Raw genomic sequence first — 12,044 nt, 5'->3', positions numbered from 1 at the left:
AGGTGGTGTTTCTCTGGGCTGATCAGGTGCTCACCAGTCGCAGCCTGGATGGCACCTATCCCAACTACCGGCAACTGATCCCCGATGGGTTTAGCCGCACCATCAGCCTCGATCGCCGCGCCCTTGTCTCTGCCTTGGAACGAGTGGCCGTACTCGCAGATCAGCACAACAACGTGGTGAAATTCAGCGCCGATCCGGCCACCGGCCAGCTGCTGATCCAGGCCGATGCCCAGGATGTGGGCAGTGGCTCTGAGGCCGTAGCAGCTGAGATCACAGGGGAAGGGGTCCAGATCGCCTTTAACGTGCGCTACCTGCTCGATGGTCTCAAGACGATGGCTGCCGAGAAGGTGTTGTTGCAGTGCAACGCCCCCACCACCCCGGCGATCCTTACGCCTGGCGACGGTGCCCAGTTCACCTACCTGGTGATGCCCATCCAGATCCGCAGCTGAAGGTGGGCAACCTTCCGGAGCAGTTGCTGTTGAGTGAGCTGCTGCGCAGACGGGTGCGCTGCCACCAGGGGTTGGACCACGGGGCCGGCCTCCAGGTGTGGATGCATCCCCCTGTTCACCGGGTGCTGGGCTGGATCTCGAGGCCTTCAGCGTTTGGATCCCGCCGGCTGGTGTGGAAGCTCAACCAGTTGCGCGGCTTGATCGACCTGGAAGTGTTGGTGCAGGGGGAGCCGGCCGAAACGGACCAGGGGGTGGTCGAGAGGTTGCCCTGCCTGATCGAGGCCGAGGTGCTCGACCGCCGGCAGCAACCGATGGGCACCCTGGCGGATGCCGCCATCGAGTTGGCCACCGGCCGCATTCGCCATTACCTCGTGAGCCGCAGCGATCCCCGCTTGCCCGGCAGCAGCCGCTGGCGGCTCAGCTTGGATCGCCTGGTCGACCAGCAGCCAGGCCGGGTATGGACCAATGTCGAGGGTCTCGACGACCTGCCCTTGGCCAGGGCGAGTGTGCGGCAGGACGTTTTGCGGCGCTCCCGGCGCTGGCGTGAGCAGATGCAGCAGGTGAGTGGTCGTTTTGAGGAGAAACTCGAAGGATGGTTGGAGGAAACCCCTTGGCAGGAGCCGGGTAGCCCCCCTGAGCCAGCCCAGCAGGAAGCCCAGCCAAGCCGTTCCCGAGATGACGATCCCTGGATCTGACCAACCCAGGGCGACCGTTCCAGGCACCCTCGTGGAAACTGGAAAGATCTGCCCCAGGTGTCTGTGGTCGCCGCTCCCGCCTATTCCGTTCCCGAGGCACTGAAAAAGGAGAACCTCAGCCAGGCCGACTACGACGAGATCTGCCGCCGCCTGGGCCGGGCTCCCAACCGCGCCGAACTGGGCATGTTCGGGGTGATGTGGTCGGAACACTGCTGCTACCGCAACTCGCGGCCCCTGCTTGCGGGCTTCCCCACCACCGGCCCCCGCATCCTGGTGGGCCCGGGCGAGAACGCCGGCGTGGTGGATCTGGGTGAGGGCCAGCGCCTGGCCTTCAAAATCGAGAGCCACAACCACCCCTCGGCGGTGGAGCCGTTCCAGGGGGCTGCCACGGGTGTGGGCGGCATCCTGCGCGACATCTTCACCATGGGCGCCCGGCCGATCGCCCTGCTCAATGCCCTGCGCTTTGGGCCCCTGGAGGACGGGCGCAACGTGGGCCTGATGGAGGGCGTGGTGGCCGGCATCGCCCACTACGGCAACTGCGTGGGCGTGCCCACCGTGGGCGGTGAGGTGGCCTTCGATCCCAGCTACTCCGGCAACCCGCTGGTGAACGCCATGGCCCTGGGGCTGATGGAAACCGAGCAGATCGTCTGCTCCGGCGCCGAGGGCGTGGGCTACCCGGTGGTGTACGTGGGCAGCACCACCGGCCGCGACGGCATGGGCGGCGCCAGCTTTGCGTCCGCCGAGCTCACCGAGGCCTCCTTGGATGATCGGCCCGCCGTGCAGGTGGGTGATCCTTTTCTCGAGAAAGGGTTGATTGAGGCCTGCCTGGAGGCCTTCGCGAGCGGCGATGTGGTGGCCGCCCAGGACATGGGCGCCGCCGGCCTCACTTGCAGCTGCTCGGAGATGGCCGCCAAGGGGGGGCTGGGCATCGAGCTGGACCTCGATCGCGTGCCCGCCCGCGAGACCGGCATGACCGCCTATGAGTTTCTGCTCAGCGAATCCCAGGAGCGGATGCTGTTTGTGGTGAAGCCCGGCACGGAGGAGGTGCTGATGGAGCGTTTCACCCGCTGGGGCCTGCAGGCGGCCGTGGTGGGCAGGGTGCTGCAGGAAAACGTGGTGCGGGTGCTCCAGAACGGCGAGGTGGCGGCCGAGGTGCCCGCCAGCGCCCTGGCCGACGACACCCCGATCAACCACCACGAATTGCTCAGCGAACCTCCGGCCGAGATCCAGGCCCACTGGCGCTGGAGCGAAGACCAGTTGCCAGCTGAGCTGCCGATCAGCTGGAACGGTGCCCTGCTGGAGCTGCTAGACGACCCCACCATCGCTTCGAAGCGATGGGTGTATCGCCAATACGACCACCAGGTGCAGGTCAACACCGTTGTGCCCCCTGGCGGTGCCGATGCGGCCGTGGTGCGGCTGCGGCCCCAGCAGGGGGAGGGAGCCATGGCGGCATCGAGCCGTGGCGTGGCAGCCGTGGTGGATTGCCCCAACCGCTGGGTGGCCCTCGACCCCGAGCGGGGGGCCATGGCGGCGGTGGCCGAAGCTGCCCGCAACCTCAGTTGCGTCGGCGCTGAGCCCCTGGCGATTACCGACAATCTCAACTTCCCCTCGCCGGAAACGTCCACCGGTTACTGGCAGCTGGCGATGGCCTGCCGGGGCCTCGCCGAGGCCTGCCGGGAGCTGGATACCCCCGTTACCGGTGGCAACGTCTCTTTGTACAACGAAACCCGCCTGCCCGATGGCTCCATGCAGCCCATCCAGCCCACGCCGGTGGTGGGCATGGTTGGCCTGGTGCACGATCTGGCCCAGCTGCGGGGCCTGGCTTGGCGCGAAGCCGGGGATGCCATCTGGCTGCTCGGGGTGCCCCTGGCAAGCCAGGTTGGCGCCGCCATTGATGAAAGGGTGAGCCTCTCTGGCAGCAGCTACCTGGAGCGCATTCATGGTTTGGTGACCGGTCGCCCGCCCCTGATTGACCTGGCATTGGAACGGCAGGTGCAGGCTTTCCTGCGCCAGGCCATTGGCGCCAACCTGGTGAATTCCGCCCACGACCTCAGCGATGGCGGCCTGGCGGTAGCTGTAGCGGAGTGCTGCATGGCCAGTGGCCTCGGAGCCCGTCTCGAACTGCCCCCCAGTGGCGATCGGCTGGATCGCCTGCTGTTTGCCGAGGGCGGTGCCCGCATCCTGGTCAGCGTGGCGCCGGCCCAGGCCCAGAGGTGGCAGGCGGCGCTCGCCGCTGCTGCCGTTCCGGCCCAGCCGATTGGGACGGTCACGGCCCTGGCCCGCCTGACGATCAGCCAGGCCGGCAGCTTGCTGTTGGATCAGGATGTGGAGGCGCTGCAGAGCTGCTATGAGCAGGCCATCCCCCGGCGCATGGGTGGGGATCTGGTGCAGAATGGCCGTTCCCTCTGATCCCGAATGGGTCCGTGCTGGTGATGCATTCGGACCCCACCGATCAGCGGCCCGATAAACCAGAGGAGGCCTGCGGCATCTACGCCGTACTGGCGCCTGGGGAGCCGGTGGCAAACCTCACCTACTTCGGCCTCTATTCCCTCCAGCACCGCGGCCAGGAGTCGGCAGGTATCGCCGTCTTCGATGCCGGCCACAAGGTACGACTGCATAAAGACATGGGCCTGGTCAGTCAGGTGTTCGACCAGGACGTTTTGGAACGCCTGGTCGGCGACCTGGCCGTAGGCCACAACCGCTACTCCACCACCGGTAGCAGCAAGGTGTGCAATGCCCAGCCGGTGGTGCTGATGACCCGGCTAGGCCCCTGTGCCCTTGCCCACAATGGCAACCTGGTGAATGCGGCCGAGCTGCGCCTGGAGCTGGCAGATATCGCCAGCGAGCTCACCTCCACCACCGATTCCGAGTTGATTGCCTTTGCGATCCAGCAAGCGGTGAATGGGGGCCGCGACTGGGATGGGGCAATCCGCCATGCCGCCAGCCGCTGCCGTGGCGCCTTCAGCCTGGTAATCGGCACGCCCCAGGGCTTGTTCGCCCTGCGCGATGGTCACGGCATCCGCCCCCTGGTGTTTGGTCACATCGGCGATCTGGCTGATGCCCAGTGGGTTGTTAGCAGTGAGTCCTGTGGTCTCGACATCATCGGCGCTGTTTTTGACGGAGATGTGGAACCAGGCGAGATCATCCATTTCAGAGCGGGTGATCCCCTGCCGGAGCGCAGCAGCTGGTGCGTGGAGGAGGCCAAGCTCTGCATCTTCGAGATGATCTATTTCGCCCGACCCGACAGCCGCTTCTTCGGCGAATCCCTCTACAGCTACCGGGTGCGGATCGGCGAGGCCCTGGCCCGGGAAACGCCTGTGGCGGCCGACATTGTCATCGGTGTACCCGATTCCGGCATTCCGGCTGCCATCGGTTACTCCCAGGCGAGTGGCATCCCCTTCGGCGATGGCCTGATCAAGAACCGCTACGTGGGTCGCACCTTCATCCAGCCCACCCAGGCGATGCGCGAGGCGGGTATCCGGGTCAAACTCAACCCCTTGCCCGATGTGCTGGCGGGCAAGCGGGTGGTGGTGATCGACGATTCGATCGTGCGCGGCACCACCAGTCGCAAGTTGGTGCAGGCCCTGCGCGATGCCGGGGCCCTCGAAGTGCACATGCGGATTAGTTCGCCGCCGGTCACCCACCCCTGTTTCTACGGCATCGACACCGACACCCAGGACCAGCTGATCGCTGCCCGGCTCAGCCTCGCTGAGATCTCCTCCCACCTGGGCGTCGATTCGCTCGCCTACCTGAGTCAGCAGGGCATGGTGGAGGCCGCCCAGGCAAATTCCAGCAATTTCTGCACGGCCTGCTTCGACGGAAGCTATCCAATCGAGATGGACGAGCAGGTGCGCTCCAGCAAGTTGATGCTGGAGCCCTCCGGAATCGCTGCCAGCGTGCTGTTGCACCGGTAGTTGCACTACCTGCTGAACCGGTAGTGGCCGGGCACTAGGGGGTGTTGATCAACGGCACCAGTTCGCGAAGTTGCTGGCCCGCCGGAAGATCGAGGCAGATGCCAGCACCGACGCAGTCCTCCGGGGTCAGCTGGCTGAGCTCGAGACGGCCGCTCCAGCCCCTGTCGCTCAGCAATCCCACCAAGGGCCCGTCGGCTCCGCTCAGGTCGATCAGGGCATCGCCCCGCTGCTGGATTCGCAGGCCGATCTGGCCCATGTCACCGCGCTGGCACGGGCGCAGGCTTGAGATCCGCAGCAGCTTCAGCTGCCCGGCTCCGCTTGCCAGTAGCAGGCTGGCCGATTCGTCAGGGGCGCAGGCTGCCCCCACCACCACCTCGCCTGGCAGCAGCCGCATCAGCATCGGGCCCTGGGCCGCACGGCCCATCAGCGGCAGGTTGGCTTCGTTCATTAGGAGGCGGAGCATTCGCCCGGTGCTGCTCGCCACCACAAGGAGGTCCCCTTCCTGGCCGCTCACCACCCGGCGCAGGCTCACCCCTTCCTTGAGTTTGAGCACCGTGGTGGCCCGCCCAGATAACTCCTGGAACTCACCTACGGGCAGGCGCTTGAAGCGTCCGTCGCTGCTCAGCAGCCCCAGGCTTCCCTGTTTCGGCAGTGGCAGCACCTGAACCACCTGCTCCCCTTCGAGGCTTTCGGGCAGGAAGCGCTCCAGATTGCCGGGCTGTTGGGCGGCAAATTCCCAGCGCAGCAGGGCCACCCGACCACTCACCGTGAAGGCAAGCAACAGCGGCTGGGCGGCGATGGGCAGGATCAACCTGGCGGGAGCTGGTTGCTCGGCCAGCTCTGCGGGCTCCTCGAGGTGGAGGCGACCGAGCACCTGGGGGCTGATGATCTTGACAGCCCCATCCGCCTGGATCAGCAGGCGACTATCCGGGTTGAGAGCCGCAAAGGCCTGTTGCCTCTGGAGCTCGGCGTTGGGGCGAACCGCCGCGGCCCGCTGGGCCACCAGGGCGTCACCCCCCTCCACCAGGCGGGTGCGCCGGGGTGTCGCAAAGCGCTTGCGCAACGACTTCAGCTCGGCCACCAGGGTGCTGAGCAGCAGTGTCCGGTTGTCGAGCAGCTGGCGCAGCTGGCCCTGCTCGGTGGCCAGGTTGTCCGCTTCCTTGCGCAGGCTTGCCTGCTCCAGCCCGGTGAGGCGCCGCAGGGGCATGGCCAGCACCGCATCGGCCTGGCGCTCGCTCAGATCGAACTGCACTTGCAGGCCCGCCCGGGCACTGGCGGCATCACTGGCAGCGGTGATCAGGGCGATCACCCGTTGCAGGGCGTTGAGGGCTTTGATCAGACCCTCGACAACTTCGAGTCGATCCTCACAGCGCTTGAGGGCGTAGCGGGTGCGCCGGATCAGGGTGAGTTCGCGGTATTCGAGGAATTCCTGCAGCAGGCGCCGCAGGCTCAGCTGTACCGGCTGGCCATTGACGAGGGCAAGCAGAATTGCCCCAAAATTGCTCTGCAGGGCGGTGCGGCGCTGGAGGTCGGCCAGCACGGTTTCGGCATTGGCGTCCCGCCGCAGCTCCACCACCACCCGCATGCCATCCCGGTCGCTCTCGTCGCGGATGTCGGCAATGCCGCCGATCTTGCCTTCGTTCACCTGCTCTGCCAGTTTCTCGATCCAGCCCGCCTTGCTCAGCTGGTAGGGCAGCTCGGTGATCACCACGGCGCCGCGGCGGTGCCGGCCCTTGCCGGGTTGGACTTCCTCGATGTGGGCCACCCCCCGCATCGGGATGCTGCCCCGGCCCAGCAGGTAGGTGTCGCGCAGGCCCTGGCCCACCAACACCTCGCCGCCGGTGGGGAAATCCGGGCCCGGTACCAGCTCCAGCAGCTTTTCGTCGCTGAGATCCGGGTTGCCCACCAGGGCGATCAGGGCATCCACCACCTCGCCCAGGTTGTGGGGCGGGATGTTGGTGGCCATGCCTACGGCGATGCCGGTGCAGCCATTGAGGAGCAGGAAGGGCAGCTGGGCGGGCAGAACCGTTGGTTCCTGTTGGGAGCCGTCGAAGTTGGGGGCAAAGTCAACGGTTTCGCTGCCGATTTCATCGAGGAGCCCCTCATTGGCGATCGGGGCCAGGCGGGTTTCCGTGTAGCGCATTGCCGCCGCCGGATCGTCGTCGACGGAGCCGAAGTTGCCGTGGCCATCCAGCAATGGATGGCGGCTGGCGAAGGTCTGCACCTGGCGCACCAGGGCGTCGTAGACGGCCTGGTCGCCATGGGGGTGGTACTTGCCCAGCACGTCACCGACCACCCGGGCGCACTTGCGGTAGGGGCGATCGGGGGTGAGGCCCAGCTCATGCATCGCGAAGAGAATCCGCCGCTGCACTGGCTTGAGCCCGTCCCGCACATCCGGCAGGGCCCTCCCCACGATCACGCTCATCGCGTACTCGAGGTAGGAGCGCTGCATCTCCTGATGCAGGGCGATCGGCTGGATGCGCGGATCGTTGCCCGGATCCCTACCCGGATTGTTATCCGGTCCGCTGGATTCCCCTGAATGCTCCTCGGCCATCCGTTGCTGTGGTCTGGGGAGGGAAAGTGGGGCTCAGCCTACAGATGCTGTCCAGGGATCCCCAGACCATCTGGGGGGTTCAGTTCACGCTTGGCCTCACTCCTCCTCGCTGCTTTCCCCCTCAGGACTGGCATTGGCCAGGGCCCGATCCACCATCGGCTTGAGCTCCCCCATCAGCAGCAGTTGCTGGGTGGTGCTGCGCAGTTTTGGGCCCCAGAGCTGTTCTTTTTGATAGCTTTCCAGCACGTAGTTGGGGTCGCTGTCGAGGGCTTTGCCGGCCAGTTCCAGGGCTTCGCTGCGCCCTTCGGCGCCACTGGCAAATAGGCCGGCGGCCAGGGCCAGGGTCGGTTCGGCAGCGTCTGGTTTGATGCCCAACACCTGGCGCCAGCGCTGGATGGCGGCCTTGTTCTGGCCCTGCTCGAACAGCACCAGCCCCTGGTTGTTGAGGGCTTCCCAGAAGTCTTTGCGCAGGGAGGAGGCCCGCTCAAAGGCCGCCAGGGCCTCGCCGCTCTGGCCGAGAAGGATGCGGGCGTTGCCGAGGTCGAAGTAGGCCCCCGCATTGCTCCTGTCGAGCTTCAGGCCCTGCTCCAGCAGGTTGATGGCCTCACTTGGCTTGCTGGCCCGCAGGGCCAGGGAGCCCTCGGCAAACCAGATGCCCGGGTTGCGGGGATCGAGTTGTTTGGCCTTCGCCAGGGAGATGCCGGCCTGCTCCAACTGGTTGCTGCGCAGCTGGGCCTCGGCCAGCAGCACCCAGCCGCGGGGGTCTTCAGGTAGCAGCTGCACGGTCAGGGCTGCAAGGCGCGCCGCATCCCCGGCCTGGCCTAGGCGCAGCAAGCGGGCGGCCGCCTGGGCAATTCCCATTCCGGCGCCTTCGAGCTCCCGCCGTTGGGGCACATAGACGTAGGGCACCAGGGCCTTGGCGGGTAGGCCCGTGGTGAGCAGCAGTCCGATGGCACCAACCAGAGACCAACAAGTGCGCAACCGGCGCCGTGCCATCGCTTGGGTACAGGTTTGGCCACCCTAGACATGGTTGCCCTCACTGGCTCTGAGGTTGCGACGCCACATCCAGGGTTTGATCCGTCGCAGGGCTGAAGCCCGCAGTTTTTCATCCCACTCCCCGTCACCCCACTGCAGGGCCGATTCGGCCCGCAGATCCAGCTGCCAGGGCCGCGGCTGCAGATCCGGGTCGTCGCTGCTCGCCAGGGGCTGCTGGTTCCAGGGACACACCTCCTGGCAGATATCGCAGCCGGCCACCCAGCCCTCCAGGGCCGTGGCGATGGCGGCGGGCAGCTCGGCATCGCGGTTTTCGATTGTGTGGAAGGCGATGCAGCGGCGGCTGTCCACCACGAAGGGTTCGCTGATGGCGCCGGTGGGGCAGGCCGGCAGGCAGCGGCTGCAGCTGCCGCAGAGGGGCTGGGCGGGGGCGTCGGCGGGCAGCTCCAGGCTGGTGAGCAGGTGGCCCAGCAGTAGCCAAGACCCACGCTCGCGATTGATCAGGTTGCCGTGCTTGCCAATCCAGCCCAGGCCCGCCTCTTCGGCCCAGGCCTTGTCCAGCAGTGGGGCGCTATCGACGCAGGCCCGCCAGCGCACGCCGGGCACCTGCTTCTCCAGCCAGCGGCCCAGCCGCCGCAGGCGGCCATCGATCAGCCGGTGGTAGTCGCGGCCCCAGCCGTAGCGGGCCACCTTCAGGGAGCCTGGGGCCCGCTCGGCCGCCACGTAGTAGTTGAGCCCCACCGCCAGCAGGCTGCGCACCCCTGGCAACAGCTGCTCCACCGCGCGCCGGCGCGGGTCGGCCATCCAGGCCATGTCGGCCTGATATCCCGCCGCTAGCCAGCGCTCCAGGGCCGCCGTTCGCAGGCCCAGGCGCTCTCCGGCGGGCACGGCGGCGAGGCCCACCGGGTCAAACCCCAGCTGGCGGGCCTGCTGTTTCAGCTGGAGTGCCAGCTCCCCGTGGGCGTTGTGCGCCATCGCCCGTACACTTGCGCCGTTATCCCAATCTGCCGCGAGCATTCGCCTGTGAGCACTGCCTCCTTCGGCCGCCTGGGCCACCTGCTGCGTTGGCTTGGCCTCACCCTGGTCGTGCTGTTCGGGCTGCACCTGCTGGCCCTGGTGGCCAGTTGGAACTGGTCGCTTGAACCGTTCCGCTCCCTGCTCGCCGAAAGGTTGGTCAACGAGGCGCCCCTGGCCCTGGTGGGTTTGCTGTTGATGCTGTTCGGCAGCCGTCTCGACCATCCCGCCGCCGGCCGCACCCCCCTGCGCTTGCTCGTGGCCGTTCTGGCCATCCTGCTGGCCCTGGCGATGGTGGTGGGGGTGCCACTTTCGATTGGTGCCAGCCAGGCCCTGGAGGAGCAGGCCAGCCAGGCCGATGGGGCCATCGCCCAGCAGTCTGCCCAGCTGGAGAGGCAGAAGCAGCAGCTGCAGGACCCTGCCTTTGTGGATCAGTTGATCGCCCAGGCGGAGCAAAACGGCCAGATACCCGAAGGCGCCAGTTCGGAACTCAAGAGACAAAAAGCCCAGGAGTTCATCGAGACCCAGCTCAAGCCCCAGCTCGAGCGGGCGGAGCAGCAACTCGCCCAGGCTGGCCTGGGCCGGGATGTGGCCGTTCAGCAGCGCCGCTATGCCGGCACCGGTGCCGCAGTGGTGCTGGCGATCGGCTTTGTGCTGGTGGCCCTGGTGGCCCTGCTCTGATCAGGCGCTAGGTGCTGCCGGCTGGCTAAGTTGCAGAGTGGTAGCTGCAGGCCGGATTTCCGGATTGTCACTTGGTTCAAGCCAATCCCAAGACAGATCAGCCCCTGGGAGACCGGCTTCAGGCTGACCTCAAGAACGACCTGATCGCCGGTTTGCTGGTGGTGATTCCCCTGGCCACCACGATCTGGCTGGCCACCACGGTGAGCCGTTTTGTGCTGGCTTTTCTCACATCTATCCCCAAGCAGTTCAACCCTTTCAATACTCTCAGCCCCCTGCTGCAGGAGCTGATCAACCTGGGGGTTGGCCTGCTGGTGCCCCTGCTCGGCATCCTGCTGATCGGCCTGATGGCCCGCAACATCGTCGGCCGCTGGCTGTTGGAATTCGGAGAGGGCACCCTGCTGCGCATTCCCTTGGCGGGCTCGGTATACAAGACCCTCAAGCAGTTGCTGGAAACTTTCCTGCAGGGCAACTCAACTAAATTTCGTCGCGTGGTGCTGGTCGAATATCCCAGGGAGGGGCTTTTTGCTCTGGGGTTTGTGACCGGCGTGATTGGCAGTGCCCTCCAGGCCGGCCTGCCCGAGCCCATGCTCAGTGTGTTCATTCCCACGGCCCCCAATCCCACCACTGGCTGGTACACCCTGGTGCCGGAACGCTCCGTCAAGGACCTTGAGATCTCGGTGGAGGATGCCTTCCGCACCATCATTTCCGCCGGCATCGTCAACCCCGACGAGCGGTCCACCCCCAATCGCAGTTTTTCCAGCCTGCTGGCCCAGCTGCGCACCCCCCAACTCTCCTGATGCAGAGCCGCACCCTCTCCCGCGAACTGGCCCTGCTGATGCTGGGTCAGATCAGCGACCGCGGTGGCCCAAAGCCGGTACTGCCCACCGCCATGGATGGCCTGCTGCAGCAGGTGCTCGCCACCTTGAGCCAGCACGTGCGCGATGCCCTTGACCGATCCGCAGAGGATCTGCAGATAGCCCAGCAGCAGTTACTGGACAGCGAGTTGCAGGAGCAGGGTGAGCAGCAGCTGCCGCGGGTGCGTCAGCACCTAAATGCGGGTCTGGCGGCGGCCGAGCAGGCCATCAATCGCCTCTCCGCCAGCCTGGAGTTGCCGCGGCTGTTGCTGCTGGCCGATCAGGATCAGGTGCGCCGCGGAGCCCTCGCCCGGGTGGAGGCCGTGCTGCGCGACCGCGAACTGATCGATGGCCGGCTCGATGGGGTGATGGAGGGTTGGCGCCTCACCCGTCTGCCCCGCATCGACCGCGACATCCTGCGTCTGGCCGCCGTGGATCTCGACAGCTTCCAGACACCCCCGGCGGTGGCCTGCAACGAGGCCGTGGAGCTGGCGAATCGCTACAGCGACGAACAGGGACGCCGCATGATCAATGGGGTGCTGCGCCGTTTCACCGCCGCCCGAGCAGTGGCGGGAGCCTGAGGGCGCCATGGCTTACGACTGGTTCAACCGAACTGGGCCTGACCCAGCAGACGCCAATCAGGACGCCCTGGAATGGGCCCGGCTGGCCTACGCCCGGCTGAAGGCCCAGCAGGAGGAGCAGAAGCAGGAGCAGCAGGAGGAACACAAGGAGGCGCCACCAGAGGCCATTGCACCTCCTCCCTTCCCAGAGACTCCCTCCCCAGAACCGACACCCGTCCTGTCCCTGCTCGAGCAGGCGGCGGCCCAGAGGGCCGAACGGCAGCAGGCCATCGGCCTCGCGACCCCTGAAACCGCAGCAGCCCCGCAAGC

At 66.7% G+C, this 12,044-nt stretch carries 9 protein-coding genes and 2 pseudogenes; 8 read left to right on the top strand and 3 right to left on the bottom strand.

Going from position 1 to position 12,044, the window contains the following annotated elements; translation table 11 throughout:
• From KBZ15_RS08820 to purF, 4 genes and pseudogenes are all read left to right on the top strand, one after another.
• Positions 1-449 (top strand): annotated as a pseudogene (locus KBZ15_RS08820) (DNA polymerase III subunit beta); the annotation flags it as partial.
• 2 nt (positions 450-451) lie between these two features.
• Positions 452-1,144 carry an RNA methyltransferase gene (locus tag KBZ15_RS08815; protein ID WP_255014818.1) on the top strand — a complete coding sequence of 231 codons (693 nt, stop codon included), beginning with the start codon at positions 452-454 and terminating at the stop codon, positions 1,142-1,144.
• Between the two features lie 63 nt (positions 1,145-1,207).
• Entirely contained in the window at positions 1,208-3,553 is a 2,346-nt protein-coding gene (gene purL, locus KBZ15_RS08810; protein WP_396123425.1) for a phosphoribosylformylglycinamidine synthase subunit PurL, read from the top strand.
• Between the two features lie 23 nt (positions 3,554-3,576).
• Positions 3,577-5,058 carry an amidophosphoribosyltransferase gene (gene purF / locus KBZ15_RS08805; protein WP_255014817.1) on the top strand — a complete coding sequence of 494 codons (1,482 nt, stop codon included), beginning with the start codon at positions 3,577-3,579 and terminating at the stop codon, positions 5,056-5,058.
• A gap of 34 nt (positions 5,059-5,092) precedes the next feature.
• On the opposite strand, the gene KBZ15_RS08800 is transcribed toward purF, so the two are convergent.
• The 3 genes from KBZ15_RS08800 to queG all read right to left on the bottom strand — a co-directional run bounded on the left by KBZ15_RS08800 (position 5,093) and on the right by queG (position 9,580).
• Positions 5,093-7,510 carry a DNA topoisomerase (ATP-hydrolyzing) subunit A gene (locus KBZ15_RS08800; protein WP_255014819.1) on the bottom strand — a complete coding sequence of 806 codons (2,418 nt, stop codon included), beginning with the start codon at positions 7,508-7,510 and terminating at the stop codon, positions 5,093-5,095.
• Positions 7,511-7,708: 198 nt separating this feature from the next.
• Positions 7,709-8,608: a tetratricopeptide repeat protein gene (locus KBZ15_RS08795; RefSeq protein WP_255014816.1), complete on the bottom strand. Its 900-nt coding sequence runs from the start codon at positions 8,606-8,608 to the stop codon at positions 7,709-7,711.
• Positions 8,609-8,632: 24 nt separating this feature from the next.
• Positions 8,633-9,580, bottom strand: coding sequence for a tRNA epoxyqueuosine(34) reductase QueG (gene queG, locus KBZ15_RS08790; RefSeq protein ID WP_255014815.1), 948 nt, complete (start codon positions 9,578-9,580; stop codon positions 8,633-8,635).
• Positions 9,581-9,628: 48 nt separating this feature from the next.
• On the opposite strand from queG, the gene KBZ15_RS08785 reads away from it, so the two are divergent.
• From KBZ15_RS08785 to KBZ15_RS08770, 4 genes and pseudogenes are all read left to right on the top strand, one after another.
• Entirely contained in the window at positions 9,629-10,300 is a 672-nt protein-coding gene (locus KBZ15_RS08785; protein WP_255014814.1) for an HpsJ family protein, read from the top strand.
• 71 nt (positions 10,301-10,371) lie between these two features.
• Positions 10,372-11,097: a DUF502 domain-containing protein gene (locus tag KBZ15_RS08780; protein ID WP_197152674.1), complete on the top strand. Its 726-nt coding sequence runs from the start codon at positions 10,372-10,374 to the stop codon at positions 11,095-11,097.
• Positions 11,097-11,735: a transcription antitermination factor NusB gene (gene nusB, locus KBZ15_RS08775; RefSeq protein WP_254931595.1), complete on the top strand. Its 639-nt coding sequence runs from the start codon at positions 11,097-11,099 to the stop codon at positions 11,733-11,735. Before KBZ15_RS08780 ends, nusB begins: the two co-directional genes overlap by 1 nt.
• A gap of 7 nt (positions 11,736-11,742) precedes the next feature.
• Positions 11,743-12,044, top strand: a pseudogene (locus KBZ15_RS08770) (signal recognition particle-docking protein FtsY); the annotation flags it as partial.

The organism is Cyanobium sp. BA20m-p-22, from assembly GCF_024346275.1.
In the GTDB taxonomy this organism is placed as follows: domain Bacteria; phylum Cyanobacteriota; class Cyanobacteriia; order PCC-6307; family Cyanobiaceae; genus Cyanobium_A.
The sequence above is the reverse complement of the archived record's forward strand: the minus strand, read 5'-3'. Positions and strand labels throughout refer to the sequence as shown.

Bases quoted from the DNA above. Each gene is read 5' to 3' on its own strand.
- purF (WP_255014817.1), top strand. From the start codon at position 3,577: ATGCATTCGGACCCCACCGATCAGCGGCCCGATAAACCAGAGGAGGCC.
- KBZ15_RS08800 (WP_255014819.1), bottom strand. From the start codon at position 7,510: ATGCAGCGCTCCTACCTCGAGTACGCGATGAGCGTGATCGTGGGGAGG.
- KBZ15_RS08795 (WP_255014816.1), bottom strand. From the start codon at position 8,608: ATGGCACGGCGCCGGTTGCGCACTTGTTGGTCTCTGGTTGGTGCCATC.
- queG (WP_255014815.1), bottom strand. From the start codon at position 9,580: ATGGCGCACAACGCCCACGGGGAGCTGGCACTCCAGCTGAAACAGCAG.
- nusB (WP_254931595.1), top strand. From the start codon at position 11,097: ATGCAGAGCCGCACCCTCTCCCGCGAACTGGCCCTGCTGATGCTGGGT.